The following is a 19202-nucleotide window of genomic DNA, read 5'->3' as shown; positions in this document are numbered from 1 at the left end:
GAAAATTTCCGCAAGCGGAGAGGTGAACAAGGTCGTGCGGGCCTCAGCCGCCGATCTCGAGCGTGACCGCGCGGCCGTTCTTCACATAGGTGAGGTTGTCGGCGCCAATGGATTGCACCCGTCCGCCGTCAAGCTTGTCGCCCACTTTGACCTTGGCGAAGCGCCCCGATGGCAGCCGGACCAGAGCGCGGCGGTCCGAGCTCGAGCCGTAAACCCCCATCAGGTTCAGTTTGCGCAGGTTGATCGCGTTGTTGACCGTCGCGGCGCGGGCGACATTGGCGGGGCCAGCCTGTGGAATGGTGGTCGCGGGCACCTGGGCGGTGACTTTCTCCGCATTCGAAGTGCTGGTCGTCCCGGCATCTGCGGCGGCGGCCGCCGCAGCTTCGGCGGTGCGGGCGGCGGAGGCGAGCTTGTCGAAATCCTGTGGTCGGGCTTTCGGCACGAGCGATGCGGTGACTGCGGGCGCGGTGCGCGCCGCTTCGGTTTCGCCTGCGGCCTCCGCATCCTCCTGGGCCATCTCCTGAGCGAGTTCCTGAGCCGAGGCCGGGCGCAGACGCGGCGCAATCCGGCCCAGCTCGACACGGGTCAACCCGCCGAGATTGGCCTTCTCGTTGTTCTCGACCAGCGTGTCGGGACGCAGTTTCGGCTGGAATTTCGCCAGCGACAGCCGCACCGGATCGTTTTCATTGATCACGGGTGGGGCAAGGGCGGCTTCGACCGCGTCGTCCACGGCGCTGCCAGGACGCGGTTTCGACGTGGCCTGCGGGCGACCGGCATAGACGACGGCACCGTCGGGCGTCACGGTGCCCTCGGGCGTGGCGCGGATAAAGCCGTCCTCGTCGTAATCGTAGCGTGTGCCCAGAGGTGCCGGGGGCAGGGCGGCGCGCGGCGCGGCCTCGCCGATATGGCGTGCAGCTTCGGGCAGAGCGACGGCATCCTGCGACGCGATCGCGTGGTCGATCGAGGCTGTGTAAAGCGTGTCGAGATCGTCCTCGGCACTCTCTCCCGTGTCCGCTTCGGGGGCGAGCGGCCAGATGCCGGTCGCGGCATAGCTTGCGGCCAAGGCCTCCATGTCGAGCGTTTCGTTGGCGATGTCTTCGGCAGGAGGGGCGGGCACGCTGGCCTGCTCCAGAAGCTCCGGCGTCAGTTCGGGTTCTTCCTCCTCCGCAGACACGCCCATCTGTTCCGGGGCGAGCGCGGTCGGTGTGGCGTCGGTCGCCGCGGTGTCGTCCGCGGCGATCACCGTCGGGCTGTCTTGCGTGGCGGACACGGCGGAGACATCGGTGGATTGCGGCTCATCGGGCAACAGCCCGGCGATGAGGCCAGCCAACAGCAAGAGCGCGACCAGCCCGCCGGTCAGGATCAGCCCGAGATGACGCGGCTTGTTGCGAACCTCCCGGCTGCGGCGCCGTGCGCCGAAGACGGTCAGGGCCTCCGCCTCGTCGAGGGTGTTTTCCACCCGGTCGAGACCGGCGGCACGATCCGACAGCGGAATGATGTCCTCGCCTGCGGCGTGCGCGACCTTTGGCATGGGCGCTTTTGCGATGTCGATGGCGGGTGTGTCTTTCTGTGCCGCCTTGTTGCCGGATTTCGGGGCAAGCGCCGACAGGGATTTCAACGCACCGAGGGCTGCTCCGCCTCGCGATCTCTCACGGGATTTTTGCGCTTTCGCGTCCGGTTTGGCGGCGCGCGGCGCGGGCATGGGGGGCGGCTCGGGCAGCGGATCTGCCTTGCCGGGGCGCGCGGCTTTCAGCTTGGGCTCTTTCGGCGTGTCGATGGGCACCTCGCCGGAGGTGACGGCCACATGCGGATGCTCGACGGGTTTCAACGCCGACTTGTCGTCTTGCGGGGGCTCTTTGGGCGCTTCGTCCCCTTTGTGGACCGGGCCAAGCGGTTTGGCCGATGCCTCTGCGGCGACAGGGGAGTCCTTGGGGGGGACTTGCGCCGGGATCATGGCGGCCAGCACGCGCGAGGGGCGGGTCGAGAGGCGCGGGGCGGCGGGCTCGGTCGGGGGTTCGCCCGCATCAGCTCCGGTCTCGCGACGACTGTGGAATGTGGAGACGGGCGCCGTCTCGGAGAGATCGCCGGAGCTGTCGTTTTCGGCGGGTACGTCCGCTTTGTCTTCGACAGGGGCATCCTCGACAGGGGTGTCCTCGGCGGGCGTGTCGACTGGTGTGGGTTCCGTCGCGGGTGCGGCGTCGGGCAGCAGCTCAAGCTGTTCCGGGGCCTCAGGGGATTGGGCCTCCGGGCTCACCTCGGTCGTCGTTTCCTCGGTCGTTCTCTGCGGGGCGTGCAGATCGGCGGCGTTCTCGGGCGCTTCAGTCTCCGGTTCGGGCGTCGCGGTTTCTGCAATGGGGGACAGGGCCGTTTCCGGGGCTTCGGACGGCAGGATCGGGCGTTGAGGCAAGAGGCGCATCGCCTCGCGGTCCGGCTCCACCACGGTCTCCGCCCCGATCAGCGCATCGGCGCTGCGGGCGCGGCCGAAGAACGGCTCTCCCGCGAAATCGTCGATCTCCGGGATGGCGATAAAGGACACCGGGTTGAACCGGTGTTCCATCGCGAAATTTTCCGCCTCGTCGAGGGTCTCACGGGCCAGAACGGCGATTTGCAAGATCCCGTCCGAGATGGTGCTGTCCCAGACCAGTTGCTCGAGCGTATAGGGCGTCGCGCCGTCGAGGGCCGCACGGATCGCCGCGTCGCGGGTCTCCGGGCCGGGATCGGGCAGGCGGCGGTAGAGAATCTGGCTGTTCGGGATCACCAGTTTGGTGGCGAGACCGGCGGTCGAGACCGAGGTTGCCAGCTTGCGCAATTCGGCCAGTTCCGCCGCCATGTCCGGGGCATCGAGCGCCACCTCTCCCATCGCCAGCCAGCCGCTTGCGGTGCGGTGCAAAAGCATGATGCCGTCATGGCTGAGATTCAGGGCAAAATTCGGTTTCATTTCCGTATGCTGGCTCGACTGGTCCCGGGGTCACGGCGCACCCTAACGCAGCTTGCGGGGCATGCAAAGGGAAACCCGGTCAACTGCGACCTCGCGGGCAGTGCGAATGGCGGAACCTTGCCGGGGACACCTGTTTTCGGAGTGTGGCGGCTGCGTTAGGCGGCAGGCGCGTTCAGCGCATCCACAACCCGGCTTTCTTGATCTGGTTGCGGATCATCTGTTCGCGCCGGGGCAGGTTGTCGCGGTCGAACATGGCGCGGATCTTTTCGCCCTTGGGCTGATAGACGAGGCGCTTGATCGGTTCGTATTCCTTGAGCACCTTCTTGATCCAGTTGGGCTGGGTCACCTCGCGCAGCACTTCGACCACACGGTCGTCTTCGCGGGCGAACAGGAGCGGGAAAGTGCGGTAGTGGCAGGAGATCGCGCCATCGAGCGTGTCCTCGGGAATGGTCCGGCGCGCACCGCCAAAGGAATGGATCACCAGCGGCAGGGCGACCTGATCGAGCCAGGGATCGAAGACCTGAAGGCTTGCGGCCTTGGGCGGGGTATCGCGAATTTCGAGCGCATAGTCGAGGAAGCGCTGGCCGAATTTGCGCGGGCATTCGTAGAAAAAGAACCCGGCGTTGAAATAGAGATAGCGTTTCCAGTATTCGTCCGGCTGGCTGAGATCGAGCGTGCTTTCGAAGTCGAGGCCGAAGCGGTCATAGAGCGATTTCCAGATCTCCGTGTAGCCCGGGCCGTACAGTTCGATCTGTGGCCACGTGCCTTCGACTTTGAGCGAGGCGCAGGGGCGGGAGAAATCGAAGGGCACGGAGGAGAGCGGACCGGTGATCAGCGTGTCGCTGTCGAAGAACACGAAGGGTTCGTCTTCGGGCAGGGCAAGAAGCGCCTCGATCTTGTTGCCATAGGGATAGCTCTGGCCGAAGTGGCGGTTCTCGAAAGGCAGGATTTCCGCGTCGAGCCGTTTGAACGCTTCCAGAAGATCGGTCTGTTTCATCCGCGGATCGTCCGACCATTTCTCGCCGGGTTGCGGTTCGGCGATGAACAGCTTGCCTTTGAATTCCGGGTCGGAGGCCCGGAGCGAGGCGGCGAACAACAGTGCCTCATACATCAACCGCCCGTCCTGACCGATGACGACAACGTTGAACGGAACGGCGTTTTGAGGCTTACTGGTCATGGGAAAACTCTGATCGGGACAGCACGTAGGAACATCTTGGGTGACTATAGGGTGGATCACTATTGATCAAAAGGTGCTAATTCCCTCGAAGTAAAAGGATTGTTTCCATGTTGCCGAGGATGACAGCGATGAAATCCACGATTGCCGGAGTTTTGGGCCTTTGTGTTGTCACACAGGGCGCTATGGCGGAGAATTTCACCACTGCCGTTGAGGTCCGGCCAATCCTGCAAGCGACCAAGCCGCAATGGCTTGCGGTGCGCACTTATGACGGGCAGGATCTGTTGTATTTCACCAATCTCCTGAGCTGGCGCTGTGGGTTGACCGAGATTTTCTATTCGGTCAACGGCGCCGAAATGGTGCCTTTCGCGATGGAGCCCTGTTATCTCGACACGGCCCAGCCCAATGCGCTCAAGGCGGAAACGCTCGACGCGATTCTGGTGAGCTTCCCGCCGGGTACGGTCGAGACGGTCGATCTCAACGTGATCTTCGATGACGGCATGGCGGAACAGGCGCATTACGCGCGCGCCGCGATTGAGATTCAGTAGAATCCACCCTCAGCGGAAAATCTCCGCCATGAAATCCACCATCGCGCGCCAGCTCCGCGCCGTCGCTTTGACGTCAAAGCCAAAGCCCGGTTGTGCGCCGGGTGTGGCCGCCGGGTTGGTGAAGGAATGACCGGTGTGGCCATAGGCATGGAGCTGCCAGCGGGCGCCGCGCTCGGACATTTCCTGCCCGAAACTCACGACGCTCTCGGGTTTGGCCAGTGGATCGTCCCAGCCATGCAGCACCAGCACCTCGGTGGGGATTGTCACATCCGGCGCGCTTTCGGCACGGTCGAGGATGCCGTGAAAGGCCACTACACCGCCAATGTCGACGCCCTCGCGCGCCAGATCGAGCACGGCCTTGCCGCCAAGGCAATAGCCGATCGCGGCGGTGCGCTCGGCATCCACCAGAACCTGCGCCTTCAGGGTCTCGAACGCGGCCACCATGCGTGCGGCAAGCAATGCCCGATCCGCATCGAGGCGTGCTTTGGCGGCATGGGCCTCCGCCATATCGGTGGTGGTCCAACCCTGACCGTAATAGTCGATGGCGAAGCCGACATAGCCCAAAGCGGCTAGCTCCTGCGCGCGTTGCTCTTCGAATTGCGCCCGACCGCGAAACGCCGGGGCGACGAGCACGCCGGGACGTGGGCCTTCAAGCTCGGCGTCCCAGTGCAGCGTGCCGATGAACGGGCCGCCGATGTCGCCCTTGCCGCCGTCGTAGCGAATTTCCAAGCTGCGCAGATCCATGCCCGTTCCTTTCCTGTGGCGTCGCAGGCAGTCTGAGAGTTTTGACTGGAATTTCAAGCCTCTTGCTGGGCGACAGCCACAGGATTTGTGACCATGGTTCCCGCCGGATCAGTTTCGGATTCGATGTCGAGCGACAGTGCATGAACCCGCCGTCCGTCCGGCAGGATCAACGTTTCGCAATCGGGCGCGGTGTCGCTCCAGATTGCACCGGGGAGAAAGCCCTTGAGCCTGAGGACCATGCCGCGGCGGGCAAGCGTGATCTCGAGATGCGCAAACGCATGGGCAAAACTGTCGCAGCGGGTCTCAAATGAGAACCTTCGCCGCCCGTCGCAGGCCAGCCGTAACGTCAGGTGACAGGCCGGATCATAGCGCCATGCGGCATAGTAATCGAATGTGCCTGTCGGGGTTTCAAGCGTCCGGCTCAGATGAGTCACGGGGCCGAATGGGCCCTGCGCCTTTCCGGCTTTGCCGAGGGGCTTCGGGGGTGGGCGCAGGCGTTTGAACCAGCCTTTGAACCCGTGCTCCCAAGTGAACACAGCAAGAGGTCCCGTCTCCAGATCAGCGGCCAGATCCCGGTCCCATTCGGCGAATTCCGGCGCAAGGGATGCGGTGACGTTCGCTTCGTAAGCGGTCGACACCGTCAGACTGGGCAGATCGCAGGGTACGCCGAGCAGCAGTAATCTGCGTGAAATCAGTTTGTCGAGTTCTAGGCGCGCCTCCTGTGCGCTCAGCCCCGAGACGCCCTCACGGGCGATCCGCGTTTGCAGGGTGCCGATGGTCTTAAGGCGACCGCGGTGGCTTTGCAGCGGCGCCTGCGCCAGCGTTTCGGTCACAAGCGCATTCAACGCGTCTGGGGACAAGGAAGAAGAGGGGGCAGACGACATGAGGCACTCCGCAGGCGGGGATTTCGCCGGAGTGTGGCAGCAAGGGGTGAAGATTGGCTTGAGGACAGAGATAAAATGCGAAGGACAGACGGGGAAAGTCGCTCCGGCAATTGCCCAGCGTAAGTGCCGTTTATCTGATCGCTTGGGGAGAGAAGTCGAGGGGAGAAGTGGTGGGCGACCCTGGAATCGAACCAGGCATGAGTCTCCTCGGCGGAGTTACAGTCCGCTGCCGCACCTTGCAGCCCGTCGCCCACTTTCACGCTGATCTGTGATCTCTCACCGACCGTTTCGCGTTGTGTGGGCGGTGGATACAAGTGTGATCGGGGGGCGTCAACAGGAAAATTGCTTGTTCTTGGAGATTGCCTGCGCCAAGAAGGGCCAGCCACAAAATGCGGGACACCAAAGCCATGAAAAAACCCAAGTGGGTCGTCGAAAAAGAGCAAGCCAAGCGCAAGGCCGCGCAGGAAACCGTCTGGCTTTTTGGCCTGCATGCGGTGCGCGATGCGCTTGCGAACCCGGCGCGGGAAAAATTGCGGCTTTTGGTGACGAAGAATGCGATGGCCAAGCTCGAGGCGGAGATTGCCGCCTGTGGCATCACGCCCGAAGAGATCGACCCGCGCAAATTCCACGATCCGCGCAACCATGGCGTGCCGGTCGACCCGGCCTCCGTGCACCAAGGCGCTCTGCTTGAGGTGAAGCCGCTGAGCTGGGGCTCGGTCGAAGAGGTCTGTCTGGCGGCGGGCGAGGGCGCGCCGACGGTGGTTTTGCTCGATCAGGTGACCGATCCGCATAACGTCGGGGCGATTCTGCGCTCCGCCGAGGTGTTCGGTGCCGAAGCCGTCATCGCCACCGCGCGCCATGCCGCGCCCGAAACCGGCGCCTTGGCGAAGACCGCCTCCGGTGCGCTGGAGCGTCAGCCCTATCTGCGGGTGCGCAATCTGTCTGAGACGATTCTCAAACTTCAGGAACTGGGCTTTGCCTGTCTTGGCCTCGATGGCGAGGCGGAGGTGACGATCGATCAGGCACTGGGCGATCTCAAGGGGCGTCCCGTGGCGCTTGTGATGGGGGCCGAGGGGCCTGGGCTTCGCCAGAAAACCAAGGAAACCGTGGATGGGCTGGTGAAAATCCCCTTCGCGCGGGATTTCGGGTCGCTCAACGTGTCGAACGCCGCTGCCGTGGCGCTTTATGCGGCCTCGATGCGGGGCTAAGTGCGGGGCGAAAAAAGTCAGAAGACGCACGCGGCGTTCACCCGGTGTTCACGTTTTTCTTACACAGTCTTTTATATCGAGACCAACCACCTATCTGATGTGGTGAGACGCGCATATTGGAACACGCGCGTTGTTCTCACTGTCCCTCGTTCCATACCTATGCCCGGGTCTTCTGTTTTTCAGAGCCCGGGCTTTTTTCTGGCCTCAGGCGGGGGGGGGGGATGATGGCACGTCTTTGCCATATGGGCTTTTTTCTTTTTCGGAACGCGCTACACTCCTCTCTATGCAACATCTTGACCAACTGACCGACACAGACATCGCCCGTATTCTTGGAGACACGAAAGTGATCGCCCTCGTCGGCGCGTCGCCCCGGCCCGAGCGTCCTTCGCATCAGGTCGGCGAATTCCTTGCCAAACGTGGCTACAAAGTGATTCCGGTCAATCCGGGGCAGGCGGGAAAGGCGTTGTTCGGCCAGACCGTCGTGGCGTCTCTGTCGGAGATCGACGAGCCGGTCGACATGGTCGACATCTTCCGCCGCTCGGACGAGGTGATGCATGTGGTCGAGGAGGCTTTGAAGCATCTCACCGGGCTGAAATATGTCTGGATGCAGCTTGGCATCGTCAACGATAAGGCTGCGGCTCTGGCCCATGCTCAGGGCGCTGAGGTCGTCATGGATCGCTGCCCGGCGATTGAGATTCCGCGGCTGGGGCTTTGACGCCGGAATTTGAGTATTTAGTCCATCAGAAAAGCCGAAACGGTGTCAGCCCCGAGCGGCCTTTTCTGCAATCCCCGAAAGCCCCTGGCGACGCGCCAGTTCTCTTAGCACATCGTCCAGCGCGATGTCGCGCGCGGCCAGCATGACCAGCATGTGATAGAGCACATCGGCGGCCTCGTAAGTCAGGTTTTCCTTGTCATCAACTGCGGCGGCGATGATCGCCTCGACCGCCTCTTCGCCGAACTTCTCAGCGCATTTCTGCGGCCCCTTGGCAAAGAGTTTCGCGGTCCAGGAGCTTTCCGGATCGGCAGATTTGCGGGAGATGATGACCTGTTCGAGCTCGTGCAAAACGGACATGATCGGCTCCTTAATTCAAGCGCATGGGGATGCCCTTGGCGGCCATGTATTCTTTGGCCTCCTGGATCGTGTAATCCCCGAAATGGAAGATGGAGGCAGCCAGAACGGCGCTGGCATGGCCTTCGGTGACGCCTTCGACGAGGTGGTCGAGGTTGCCGACGCCACCGGAGGCGATGACCGGAATATTTACGGCGTCCGCGATGGTGCGGGTCATGGCGAGGTTGAACCCCGCGCGGGTGCCGTCGCGGTCCATCGAGGTCAAGAGGATCTCTCCTGCGCCCTTGCTTTCAATGAGCTTGGCGAATTCGACGGCATCAATCGGGTGACCGTCTTTGTCGAGGGCGGCTTTGCGCCCGCCGTGGGTAAAGATCGCCCATTTCGTCGGATTGCCTTCGGCGTCCCATTCGATGGTTTTAGCGTCGATGGCGCAGACGATGCACTGGCTGCCGAAGTGATCTGCGGCGCGCGCGATCACATCCGGGTCGGCCACGGCGGCTGAGTTGAACGACACTTTGTCGGCGCCCGCGAGCAGGAGGTTGCGCACGTCTTCCGTGGTGCGCACGCCGCCGCCGATGGTCAGCGGCATGAAGCACTGCTCGGCGGTGCGGGTGGCGAGATCGTACATCGTGCCGCGGTTTTCATGTGTGGCGTGGATGTCGAGGAAGCAAAGCTCGTCCGCCCCCGCCGCATCATAGGCCCGCGCGCTCTCGACCGGGTCGCCCGCGTCGATCAGGTCCACGAAATTCACGCCTTTCACCACGCGGCCATCGGCCACGTCGAGGCAGGGGATGATGCGGGTCTTGAGCATGGGGCGCGCCTTTTTATCTCTTGCCCGAGTCTTTAAAGCGCAAGGGGCCTAGATGCAACGTCAGGCGCGCGCGATCCGCCGCATCGCGTCCCGCACAATCAGCACGTGAAACGGTTTGACGATCATCAGATAGGCCCGCCCTAGCGCATTGTTGCGATGCACCCAGGTTGCCATGTGAATGCGGCCAGCCTCCTGCCGGATGCAGATGCGGAAATTCAAGTGCCGGTCGTCGGTGCCGATGATCAACTCATCCGTGCCTTCGTACTCCACTGGAAAGATCGCGCCGTCACCGCTGTCGGAGCTTTCTGTTTTCAGGCCGAGGGGCTTCACGATCCGATTGCGCAGGTTTAAGAGCGCATCGGCCCAACCGGGCATGGTCAAGCCGATATTGGCCGCCTCTCGTGGGGACAGTTTACTTTCGACCGCGTAACCGTCGATGAAATCGTCGGGCAGGACCTTGGACCAGAGCCGGGAGGTGGCGGGGAGGGGGGTATGCTGAACCTGTGCCATCGGAAACCTTCGTGTGATGTTAATCACATTCACTTAAGCGAGGGGCGTGACACAAAGATAGGGGCATGTTGACGCGGGGTCAGGAGGAGCTCAGGCCTTCATCACCTTGAGCGCTTCCTTGAGATCAATCGCCCCATCGTAAAGTGCGCGACCGGAAATGGCCCCATTGAGCGGCGCGCCGCAGGATTTGAGGTTTTCGAGATCGGCAATCGAAGACACGCCGCCCGAGGCGATCACCGGGATCGACACGGCATTGGCGAGCGCTGCGGTCTCTTCTACGTTCGGTCCCTGCATGGCGCCGTCGCGGTTGATGTCGGTGTAGATGATCGCCGAAACACCTGCGTCCTCGAAGCTCTTCGCCAGATCGGTGGCGTTCACATTGGTCTCTTCGGCCCAGCCTTTGGTCGCGACCATGCCTTTGCGGGCATCGATTCCGACAGCAACGTGACCGGGGAAGCTACGTGCCGCTTCCCGCACCAGATCGGGGTTTTCCACCGCCACGGTGCCGAGGATCACACGCTCAAGCCCTTTCGAGAGCCACATCTCGATCGTCGCCATGTCGCGAATGCCGCCGCCAAGCTGGGCCGGGACCTTGCACTGTTTGAGAATCTCCTCGACGGGGGCCGCGTTCACCGGCTCGCCCGCGAAAGCGCCGTTCAGATCGACAAGGTGCAGCCACTCGCACCCGGCTGCGACGAATTCCAAAGCCTGCGCCGCCGGGTTCTCGTTGAACACGGTCGCTTTCTCCATCTCGCCCTTGTAGAGGCGCACGGCGTTGCCGTCTTTCAGGTCGATGGCGGGATAGAGGATCATGGGGCGCTCCTGTCGTGAAACTGTTGCGCTCCCTTTGGCATGATTGCGCGGGAATTGCAAAACCCGCTTTGGTGCGATGTGCCGTTGCGTTAGTCTTGCCACGAAAGCGGCGCCCGGCTCAGGATGCGGGCATCTAGGGAGGAAGAACCATGAAACGATTTATGACTGCGGCTGTTGCCGCACTGGCCTTTGCGGCCCCCGCCTTTGCTGCCGATCCGGTGGAAGGCACATGGCAGACACAGGTGGATGACGGCCATTATGCCTATATCGCCATCAAACCCTGTGGTGCGCAGATCTGCGGGACCATTGCCAAGGCCTTTGATGCCAACGGTCCGATCAAGTCGGAGAACATCGGCAAGCCCATCGTCTGGGACATGGCGCCGCAAGGCGGCGGTGCCTATAAGGACGGCAAGATCTGGCAGCCTTCGACCGGCAAGGTCTACAATTCGAAAATGACGCTCTCGGGCAATACGCTGACCGTGAAGGGCTGCGTCGGGCCGATCTGCAAAGGCCAGACCTGGACACGGGTTCAGTAACCGCCGGTACTTAAAATGTGAAAGGGGCCTCTTGCGGGCCCCTTTGTCTTCTTGTCGGTGTATGGACGCGGCCTTTACGGCTTCCAACCGAGAAAGTTCGACACGATGCGCAAACCGGCCCTCTGGCTCTTCTCCGGGTGGAATTGCGTCCCGATGATGTTGTCCCGCGCCACAATGGCGGTGACTTCCTCGCCGTAATTCACATAGGCGAGACGCTGCACCGGGTTCGCCACCTTGAAATGGTAGGAATGTACGAAATAGGCATGATCGCCGGTCTCAACACCGTCCAAAACCGGATGCGTGTTCGATATGTGCAAGTTATTCCAGCCCATATGCGGCACTTTCAGCGCCGGATCGGAGGGCTCGATCTTCACAACCTCGCCGCCGATCCAGTCGAACCCCTTGGTTTCTTCATACTCAAGGCCGCGCGTCGCCAGCATCTGCATGCCGATGCAAATCCCCATGAAGGGTCGGCCTTTGTCGATCACAGCCTCCGAGATCGCCTCGAACAAACCGGTGTAATCGAAGAGCTGTTTCTTGCAGGCCGGAAACGCGCCGTCGCCCGGCAACACGATGCGGTCGGCTTTCGCGACCACATCGGGTTCCGAGGTGACGACGATGGTGCCTTCGCCCCGCTCGCGCGCCATGCGTTCAAAGGCTTTGTGCGCGGAATGAAGGTTGCCGCTGTCGTAATCGACCAGTGCTGTCAGCATGTCATGTTCCTCCGGCGCTTAGAGCGCACCCTTGGTGGACGGCAGGCTGTCGGCCATGCGCGGGTCGATCTCAAGCGCCATGCGCAGCGCGCGGGCAACCGATTTGAACGCCGCCTCGGCGATGTGGTGCGAATTGATTCCGTGCACCTTGTCGACGTGCAGAGTGATGCCGCCATTCGTCGAGAGCGCTTGGAAGAATTCGCGCACCAGCTCGGTGTCGAACGTGCCGATCTTGTCGGTCGGAAACTCGACATTCCACACAAGGAAGGGCCTCGCCGAAAGATCGAGCGCGCAGGCGACCTGCGTGTCGTCCATGGCGAGCGCAAAGTGGCCGTACCGGTAGATGCCCTTTTTGTCGCCCACGGCCTTGACCAGGGCCTGACCCAGCGCGATGCCGGTGTCTTCGACCGTGTGGTGATCGTCGATATGGGTGTCGCCCTTGGCGCGGACGGTCATGTCGATCAGCGAGTGGCGCGACAATTGGTCGAGCATATGGTCGAAGAATCCCACACCCGTCTGGTTGTCGTATGTGCCCGTACCGTCGAGGTCGATCTCGACGGTAATCTCGGTTTCCGCGGTCTTGCGGCTGATCAAAGCTTTGCGCATGGGCTGTCCCTCTTCTCGCTTCATGCCGCTTATACGCGCCTCGGGACGGGTTTGCCAATGGGGGGGCACTTGCCACGGTGGCGCGGGCCTGAGGCGGAAGGGCGGTGTCTTTGGAAACTGTGGAAAACTGTTTTGAAAATATTAGGAGATTACTAAGCATACCCTCGTCTTGTGGGGCCAACGTGACGTCAAAAAGGGTTCTCACATGCGTGTTCTGGTCTGGCATGAAGACATCGAAAGCTCGACCGAATGGCAAACCGCCTTTGGGTAGCGCGCTCATGGCGGAGTTTCATCAACCCGGGATCGCCTCGGAGCTGATCACGTCACGGGAGCCGGAGCTGCACAACGACATGTTTACACGCCTGTCCTCGTTGCGCTGCGTGCTCGGTTGCCACACGCCGGTCGACGATCTTGTCGCCATTGCCGAGGGCATCGTCGGCGGCTTGGAAAAGGGCTGCAAGGCGCCCAGCCACGATTTGCCGCAGCTCTGCGGCAATTGCCAGATCCGATCCGCTCGCCTGCGTGGAGAGGAGCTGCCGCTGATGTTCCGTCATCGCAACATCCTCCCCCCAGTCTCGCCGCCGAAGCCGTCAGGGCACCTTGTTGCCGCTCCCGGGGGCTTTCCAATTCAGTGCATAGGTGCTTTTCAGGTAGTCTTCGAAATAATTCCCCAGTGCGCCGAACGTGCCGGTGAGCTTGGTGAATTCGTCGCGTCCGAGCACAAGAACCTTGCCATCGCTCAGGGCTCGCACCGTGCCGAAACGGGTGGATTCCCCCATCAGCATGCGCTCGCCGAAATGCCCGCCGGGGCCGACCTCATAGGTGGTCGCCTCGCCGGTGTCGTCATCGCGCAGGCAGACCTCGAAGCGGCCTTCGACCACGGTGTAGAACCCGTCGGAGCGGTTGCCCTTCTCGAATACCGGATCGCCCGCAGCGTAATGCACATAATGCGCGCCGGTTTCCTGCGGCGCTTTGAGCGCCACGACGGAACGCGGGCGCATACTGTCCAGAAGCCAGTTGAGGAAGACCCGGAGCTTGGTGTCGAAACCGGGCATGAAGCTCAGGTAATAGATCCGCCACAGCAGCCAGGCGGGGTAACCCGAGAGTTTCACACCGAAAATCTCCGCCACGCCGCGCCGCGCGCCGAGCGAGGCCAGGGCGCCGCGGCTCTTGTATTTGAACGGTTTGAGCGGTTTGCCCGCGACCGCGCGTTCGATATTGGCGGCGAGTTGCACCGCCTCGCGCACCGCGAATTGCGCCGTCGGCGTGGCGAAATCGCCGCGCTCTGTGGCATCGTCTTTCATCGGGATCATCGCGCAATCGCCCAGCGACCAGACGTTTTTGCGTCCCTTGGCCTGCATCGTGCGCTCCACCGCCACACGACCGTGGGCCAGTTCCAGATCCATGTCGAGCACGACGGGCGAGGGGGCGTTGCCGATGGTGGCAACGATGGTCCGGGTTGGGATCACCTCGCCGGTCGAGGTCACCAGACGTCGCCCGGTCGCCGAGGCCACACCGGTGTTGAGCAAAATTTCGACGCCGCGTTTTTCGAGCTGTTTGACCGCATAGGCTGCAAGACTTTCGGGAAGTTCGTTGAGGGCGCGCGGAGCGAATTCCACCGCGATCACCCGCACCTCCTTGGGGTCAATATTGGGATAATATTTGAGCGAGCGGTCGATCAGTTCTTTCATCTCGCCGATGGTCTCGATCCCCGAGAACCCGGCCCCGACCACGACGAAGGTCAGCGCCTCGCGTTTCACTTCCGGCAGGAAGGTGACATCGGCATGTTCGAGCCGCTCGATGATATGGGCGCGCAGGCGGCGGGCGTCTTCCAGAGTCTTCATCTTGAGCGCATGCTCTTCAAGACCGGGCACCCGGCTGAGATCGATACGCGACCCCATGGCGACGACGAGGTGATCATAGGCGATCTCGGTTGGGCGGCGTTGTACGCCTTGGAACACGGTGACCACCTGCCGGTCGAAATCGACGGAATGAATCGTCGCCTTGCGCAGTCGCACGCCTTTCAGGAGTTCGCGCAGGGAGGTGACCGCATGCATGTCCATGATTGCACCGGCGGCGACCTCGGGCAGGAGCGGCTGGAATACGAAATAATTCTCGTCGCTGATCAGCTGAATCTCCGCCTCTGAGCCGAAGCGTTTGCGCAGTTCACGCGCCGCGTAGAGCCCGCCAAACCCGCCGCCCAGAACGAGAAGTTTCTGTGTCATAGATATATTGCCTTTTCACCTTTTAGGGGCTCCCTGCCGCTGCATGTAGCGGGTGAAAGGCGATCTGTCATCCGTTGAATTGACAAATATATGTGATATTTCAGACGCTTAACGGAATACAGTCGTATACAAATGTCGCTCGATCTCAGGTCAGATGCAGCACTGCGCATGGTTCAGAGGCGCTTGTCCACTGATGGCAAAGCGAATTTCGGACACAGCGTGACTTGGGTATTCAGGGCCGATAGCTTTTGAAGAGCGGGTCTTCCGTGCCGTCGTCGCGAACGCGATAGCCCACGGCGTACAACGTCCCGTTTTTATAGATCATGTTTTCGAGAAAGTTGTTCGAGTAATTTTCCCGCGAAATCACATTGGCCCGGCTGTCGAGGATCAGAAGCGCGCTGAACGGGTGTTCGGCGTTGTCATCCTCACGGAGCAAAACCGCAAAGCGCCCGTCGCTCAACCCTTCGATGTCCTGAACGCGCAGGCCTTCGTCTCGGTAAGTGTCGTTGCGGGCAAACATCCGTACGTTAAAATTCTCGTTCACATCCGCAATGCGCACAAAGGCCGTCGGTCCCGGATGGTTCTGGAATGTGGCCCCCTGAGCGTCGACGCCGAAAATCACGCCCGCAACCGCATAGGTCGTATCATCCGTCGCGACCGTCATGCCAGAGAGCGAGATGCCACCGAAATCCCCCCCGAGAGAGCCCGGAACCTTGATGAAATCGCGGGGCACATGGGGTGGAAAATCCTCCATCAGCCATTCATTGGAATATTCGAAACGGTTTTCCACCGTATTGCCAGCCTGGCTCTTGAGAATCGTGAATTCGCCGTACAGGTCGCGGCCATAGTTGCCAGTGGCCGTCAGAAAGAGTGCGGCGTTTCCATCCTGCATGGCATCGACGCTGATCGTGTTGTAGCGGAGCACATATTTGAATGCGCCGTTCGCTTCGTCTTCAGGCAGGTAAACAGTGTCACCGCGTCCGCCGCGGGCGTAGCTGAGGGCCTGATACCGCGTGCCCATGGACTCCTCGAATGCGCCGCTCACATGGGTGTCATATCCTAGCAGGACCATGAAATCGCCGTTCTGATCGCTGCCGTAGATATGAAGGTCGTCAAAGGGCACGTCTTGCGGCCCGAGATGATCTTTCTCGGCGGAGTAGAGTAGGGTTGTGGTCGGCAACCAGTCCGTGGAAATGGCGAAATTCCGTTTCGGGGTGAAGCCGACGAGATCCCTGTCGCCCATTCCGAAAAAATCCGCGAAGACAAAGGCATAGATCGGATCTATGTCCGTTGTTTTCGTGTCACTCACTTTCTTGGTCGACGGGTCGTAGGTCGTGACGAAGGCACGACCGTTCATCTCTCCGACGATCTTCACCTTGCCGTCCCGGTCCACGTCCAGATTGAGTGCGCGGCCGTTTGTCAGGGAGCCGCCGGAGATATGTTGCACACTGTCGAGATGCGGAGCCGACAGCCAGCTCCGGTCCTCGGTCGTGGGGAAGATGGGTTTCGCAGGGGTGGGGGCGGGGGTCGCCGGAGCGCTTGAGGGCGCGCTTGCGAGGGTGGTCTGGCCGGGGCCGACGTCTTCGTTCGTCGTTGTCATGCGATTGAACACAAAACCGGCAGAGGCAATCACGAGGGTGGCGACGAGCACAGACAGCCGGCGGCGGGACAATGGGCCGGTGGCCTGATCTGGTGTGTTTTGGGGCGTTTCCGGTTTCGGCTCCGGTTTTTCTTGCGGTTTTTCTTGCGGTTTGGCGTGCGGCTTCGCTTTCGGCGGCTCGGCGGAGGCAGCAGGTTTGGCCCCATCGCGTTTCGCACGCGGGATCGGGGGCACCTTGGCCTCCTCGTCTTCCTCAACCGAAAGCACCGGCTCGGGGGCTTTGAGAATTGCACCCGCGCGGACGATATGCGCAATCGTGCCCTCGACCGCGCAGTTGATCTGAAGCGTCCGGCCGTTCTCTGCCATCACCCGCATCGCCGGGGTCTCGGCGGTGACCCATTGGCCTTCGCGAACAAGCACTTCCTCGATGCGGATCGGGTAGAACGCGCTGTCCTTGGGGGAGCGGATATGTTTGAGGGCCATTATGCCATCCTGTGCAAGGCGTGCGGAGCTGCCGTTACGGAAACAGGATGAGTTTTTCGATGAATGCGTTTTAGGTCAACGCTATGGCGCAAAAAACGCGCGTTTTACTGCGGGTTTTATATCCGAACGATCCTGTGCCCATGCGCTGGGCGGTCCTTGTTGATCGGCTGGGATAGAAATTGGAGCGGGTGATGAGATTCGAACTCACGACATTTACCTTGGCAAGGTAACGCTCTACCCCTGAGCTACACCCGCTCTCTTTCCAGCCTGTAACATCGGCTCGGTTATGTCTCTCCGGTGGGTGACCGGAGAAAGTTGGAGCGGGTGATGAGATTCGAACTCACGACATTTACCTTGGCAAGGTAACGCTCTACCCCTGAGCTACACCCGCGTCCTTCGGGTGAGGCGTGAGATATGAAATCCCGCCGGGGGCTGCAAGAGGAAAAACGCGCTTTCGGCGGATTTTTTCATCGCGAGGCGAAAAGTCAGGTTCCGGATCGAATGTGTCAACCCGCGCACGTAGCTGTGATGGCCGGGGCCAACCTGCCGCAGGGACTTATGATGTTTTTTGAATATATCTTTGATGTGGATTAAGGACAGGGCGCGCGCGCCGGGCTCTGATCCCCATCGGTTTCAAGGCCAATTGGCCAGAATTTCTCAGGTGCTCCATGACGACCGCGATGACGACTCAAACGACCACAAAGACCCATATCATGATCCTCGGCAGCGGTTTCGGTGCGCTGACCGCCGTGCGCGAGATCCGCAAGGCGAAGATGAACGCGCGCATCACCGTGGTGTCGCCGAACAACCACCTGACCTATCTGCCCAGTCTGATCTGGATGCCTTCGGGGCTGCGGACGGCTGCCGACATTGACGTCGATCTGACGAAATTTTTCGCCCGCGAAGAGGTCGACTGGCTCAAGGGGCGAGTGGTCAATGTCCGCGAGGCTGGCCGCACGGTCGATGTCGAGACCGAGGTGGAGACCATTGCCGTCACCAATGACGTTCTGATCATCGCCACCGGCGGGCGCTATCTCAAGAAACTTCCGGGGCTGGCGGAACATGCGATCATCCCTTGCGAAGGGGCCATCAAGGGCCAGTTGATCCATGACCGTATCCGCGACATGGAAAGCGGCACCATCGCCATGGGGTTCGGCACCAACCCGAAAGAGCCGCAGGCCGTGCGCGGCGGGCCGATGTTCGAATTTCTCTTCGGGATCGACACCATGCTGCGACAACAGGGGCGGCGGGACAAATTCAAGCTGGTGTTTTTCAACGGCTCGGACCGTCCGGGGCAGCGGCTTGGGCCGAAGGCGGTGGACGGGTTGTTGCGCGAGATGTGGAAGCGCGACATTTCGGTGCATATCGGGGCCAAGCCGCTGCGCATCGAGGCCGACAAGGTGGTCACCGAGCGCGAGGAAATTCCCGCCGATCTGGTGCTGTTCATGTCCGGTCTCACGGGGCCTTTGTGGCTCGACAATTCCGAGCTGCCGCGTTCGTCCGGTGGCTTCATTCAGGCCGATGAGAAATGCCGGGTGGTCGGCTGGCCGCGCACTTACGTGGTGGGCGACACGGGCTCCTATCCCGGGCCGGAGTGGCTCGCCAAACAGGCGCATCAGGCCGATCTTCAGGCCGAGGCAGCGGTGGTCAATATTGCCGACGAACTGGCAGGGCGCGAGCCGAGCCATAATTTCAAGGCCGAACTCGTGTGCATTGTCGACTCGGTCAATAAGGGCATTCTCGTGTTCCGCAATCACAAGATGGCGCTGACCCTGCCGAAATCGCGGCTGTTCCACTGGGCCAAGCGGTTCTTCGAGCGGCACTATCTCAAAGCCTATCGGAACTAAGAAAAAGGGGCCTTCTGGCCCCTTTGTTTTAGAAAATCGCCATGAGAATGTCGGCGAAAGACAAGATCAGTAGCAGGGCGAAGGTCGAAAGGATGCCGTATTTGCGGCCCCATTCCTTGCCTCCGCCCTGCATCCCATAGGCATGAAGCGCGCGAGAGACGATCAACACGATCCCGGCGAGATGGACGAAAAGGGCGGGCGCCCCCATGGTTTCGAAACCCGCGATCAGGATCAGGGTCAGCGGCGCGTATTCGTTGAAATTTCCATGCGCGCGAATACGGCGGTTGAGCGTGTCGTCGCCACCGTCGCCAAGGCCTTGGCGCAGGACAAGGCGCTGTTTGATGACATGGATCGAGAGGAACAGGTAGAGCAGGCCAGCGAGCCCGGCATAAAAAGCGGTCAGTGTGAGAGTCATCTGTGCGTCTTTAGTTTGAGAAAATCTGCGCGAGTGTAACTGAACATATTCGGAAATCATTGTGTGTTGCCGCACAGT

20 protein-coding genes and 3 tRNA genes are annotated in these 19202 nt (G+C 61.4%); 6 read left to right on the top strand and 17 right to left on the bottom strand.

What is annotated here, in order from left to right; translation table 11 throughout:
- Nucleotides 1-43: 43 nt before the first annotated feature.
- Nucleotides 44-2938, bottom strand: coding sequence for a hypothetical protein (locus tag V1471_RS08415; RefSeq protein WP_434287978.1), 2895 nt, complete (start codon nucleotides 2936-2938; stop codon nucleotides 44-46).
- Nucleotides 2939-3110: 172 nt separating this feature from the next.
- Nucleotides 3111-4115 (bottom strand): hypothetical protein, encoded by a 1005-nt coding sequence (locus V1471_RS08410; protein WP_434287976.1) that lies wholly within the window; start codon nucleotides 4113-4115, stop codon nucleotides 3111-3113.
- 128 nt (nucleotides 4116-4243) lie between these two features.
- On the opposite strand from V1471_RS08410, the gene V1471_RS08405 reads away from it, so the two are divergent.
- Nucleotides 4244-4660, top strand: a complete 417-nt coding sequence (locus V1471_RS08405) for a hypothetical protein (protein WP_434287975.1) — start codon at nucleotides 4244-4246, stop codon at nucleotides 4658-4660.
- Nucleotides 4661-4669: 9 nt separating this feature from the next.
- On the opposite strand, the gene V1471_RS08400 is transcribed toward V1471_RS08405, so the two are convergent.
- The 3 genes from V1471_RS08400 to V1471_RS08390 form a co-directional block, all read right to left on the bottom strand.
- Nucleotides 4670-5404, bottom strand: coding sequence for a dienelactone hydrolase family protein (locus V1471_RS08400; protein ID WP_434287974.1), 735 nt, complete (start codon nucleotides 5402-5404; stop codon nucleotides 4670-4672).
- A gap of 53 nt (nucleotides 5405-5457) precedes the next feature.
- Nucleotides 5458-6288, bottom strand: coding sequence for a hypothetical protein (locus V1471_RS08395; RefSeq protein ID WP_434287973.1), 831 nt, complete (start codon nucleotides 6286-6288; stop codon nucleotides 5458-5460).
- Nucleotides 6289-6456: 168 nt separating this feature from the next.
- A tRNA-Tyr gene (locus V1471_RS08390) sits at nucleotides 6457-6540 on the bottom strand.
- 155 nt (nucleotides 6541-6695) lie between these two features.
- On the opposite strand from V1471_RS08390, the gene rlmB reads away from it, so the two are divergent.
- Both rlmB and V1471_RS08380 read left to right on the top strand, forming a co-directional pair.
- Entirely contained in the window at nucleotides 6696-7496 is an 801-nt protein-coding gene (rlmB, locus tag V1471_RS08385) for a 23S rRNA (guanosine(2251)-2'-O)-methyltransferase RlmB (RefSeq protein ID WP_434287971.1), read from the top strand.
- 283 nt (nucleotides 7497-7779) lie between these two features.
- The gene (locus tag V1471_RS08380) at nucleotides 7780-8211 is read left to right on the top strand and encodes a CoA-binding protein (protein WP_434287969.1); all 432 of its coding nucleotides are present in this window, start codon (nucleotides 7780-7782) and stop codon (nucleotides 8209-8211) included.
- Nucleotides 8212-8256: 45 nt separating this feature from the next.
- On the opposite strand, the gene V1471_RS08375 is transcribed toward V1471_RS08380, so the two are convergent.
- The 4 genes from V1471_RS08375 to hisA form a co-directional block, all read right to left on the bottom strand.
- The gene (locus V1471_RS08375; protein ID WP_434287967.1) at nucleotides 8257-8568 is read right to left on the bottom strand and encodes a phosphoribosyl-ATP diphosphatase; all 312 of its coding nucleotides are present in this window, start codon (nucleotides 8566-8568) and stop codon (nucleotides 8257-8259) included.
- Nucleotides 8569-8578: 10 nt separating this feature from the next.
- On the bottom strand, nucleotides 8579-9376 hold the full coding sequence (gene hisF, locus V1471_RS08370; protein WP_434287965.1) for an imidazole glycerol phosphate synthase subunit HisF: 798 nt from the start codon (nucleotides 9374-9376) through the stop codon (nucleotides 8579-8581).
- 60 nt (nucleotides 9377-9436) lie between these two features.
- Nucleotides 9437-9886, bottom strand: coding sequence for a DUF2867 domain-containing protein (locus V1471_RS08365; protein ID WP_434287964.1), 450 nt, complete (start codon nucleotides 9884-9886; stop codon nucleotides 9437-9439).
- A 90-nt stretch (nucleotides 9887-9976) separates the two neighbouring features.
- A complete protein-coding gene (gene hisA, locus V1471_RS08360) occupies nucleotides 9977-10699 on the bottom strand; it encodes a 1-(5-phosphoribosyl)-5-[(5-phosphoribosylamino)methylideneamino]imidazole-4-carboxamide isomerase (RefSeq protein WP_434287963.1) in 723 nt (240 codons plus the stop codon).
- 149 nt (nucleotides 10700-10848) lie between these two features.
- On the opposite strand from hisA, the gene V1471_RS08355 reads away from it, so the two are divergent.
- Nucleotides 10849-11235: a DUF2147 domain-containing protein gene (locus V1471_RS08355; RefSeq protein ID WP_434287961.1), complete on the top strand. Its 387-nt coding sequence runs from the start codon at nucleotides 10849-10851 to the stop codon at nucleotides 11233-11235.
- A 74-nt stretch (nucleotides 11236-11309) separates the two neighbouring features.
- On the opposite strand, the gene hisH is transcribed toward V1471_RS08355, so the two are convergent.
- The 7 genes from hisH to V1471_RS08320 all read right to left on the bottom strand — a co-directional run bounded on the left by hisH (nucleotide 11310) and on the right by V1471_RS08320 (nucleotide 17253).
- Nucleotides 11310-11948 carry an imidazole glycerol phosphate synthase subunit HisH gene (gene hisH, locus V1471_RS08350; RefSeq protein ID WP_434287960.1) on the bottom strand — a complete coding sequence of 213 codons (639 nt, stop codon included), beginning with the start codon at nucleotides 11946-11948 and terminating at the stop codon, nucleotides 11310-11312.
- Between the two features lie 18 nt (nucleotides 11949-11966).
- The gene (hisB, locus tag V1471_RS08345; RefSeq protein ID WP_434287959.1) at nucleotides 11967-12554 is read right to left on the bottom strand and encodes an imidazoleglycerol-phosphate dehydratase HisB; all 588 of its coding nucleotides are present in this window, start codon (nucleotides 12552-12554) and stop codon (nucleotides 11967-11969) included.
- A 323-nt stretch (nucleotides 12555-12877) separates the two neighbouring features.
- Nucleotides 12878-13108 carry a hypothetical protein gene (locus tag V1471_RS08340; RefSeq protein ID WP_434287957.1) on the bottom strand — a complete coding sequence of 77 codons (231 nt, stop codon included), beginning with the start codon at nucleotides 13106-13108 and terminating at the stop codon, nucleotides 12878-12880.
- A 36-nt stretch (nucleotides 13109-13144) separates the two neighbouring features.
- Nucleotides 13145-14779, bottom strand: coding sequence for an FAD-dependent oxidoreductase (locus tag V1471_RS08335; RefSeq protein ID WP_434287955.1), 1635 nt, complete (start codon nucleotides 14777-14779; stop codon nucleotides 13145-13147).
- A gap of 232 nt (nucleotides 14780-15011) precedes the next feature.
- Nucleotides 15012-16862: a hypothetical protein gene (locus V1471_RS08330; RefSeq protein ID WP_434287953.1), complete on the bottom strand. Its 1851-nt coding sequence runs from the start codon at nucleotides 16860-16862 to the stop codon at nucleotides 15012-15014.
- A gap of 180 nt (nucleotides 16863-17042) precedes the next feature.
- Nucleotides 17043-17117: transfer RNA gene (locus V1471_RS08325), tRNA-Gly, on the bottom strand.
- 61 nt (nucleotides 17118-17178) lie between these two features.
- Nucleotides 17179-17253: transfer RNA gene (locus tag V1471_RS08320), tRNA-Gly, on the bottom strand.
- Nucleotides 17254-17276: 23 nt separating this feature from the next.
- Between V1471_RS08320 and V1471_RS08315 the strand changes: the two genes are divergently transcribed.
- Complete coding sequence (locus tag V1471_RS08315; protein WP_434287952.1) at nucleotides 17277-17456, top strand: hypothetical protein; 180 nt, start codon at nucleotides 17277-17279, stop codon at nucleotides 17454-17456.
- Between the two features lie 86 nt (nucleotides 17457-17542).
- A complete protein-coding gene (locus tag V1471_RS08310) occupies nucleotides 17543-18709 on the top strand; it encodes an NAD(P)/FAD-dependent oxidoreductase (RefSeq protein ID WP_434287950.1) in 1167 nt (388 codons plus the stop codon).
- Between the two features lie 28 nt (nucleotides 18710-18737).
- Here V1471_RS08310 and V1471_RS08305 read toward each other — a convergent pair whose 3' ends face one another.
- A complete protein-coding gene (locus V1471_RS08305; RefSeq protein WP_434287948.1) occupies nucleotides 18738-19124 on the bottom strand; it encodes an MAPEG family protein in 387 nt (128 codons plus the stop codon).
- Nucleotides 19125-19202: the final 78 nt, after the last annotated feature.

Origin of the sequence: Celeribacter sp. SCSIO 80788 (genome assembly GCF_051054295.1) — a bacterium.
GTDB lineage: Bacteria > Pseudomonadota > Alphaproteobacteria > Rhodobacterales > Rhodobacteraceae > Celeribacter.
Note: the sequence above shows the minus strand (reverse complement) of the source record. Positions and strands in the feature narration are given on the sequence as shown.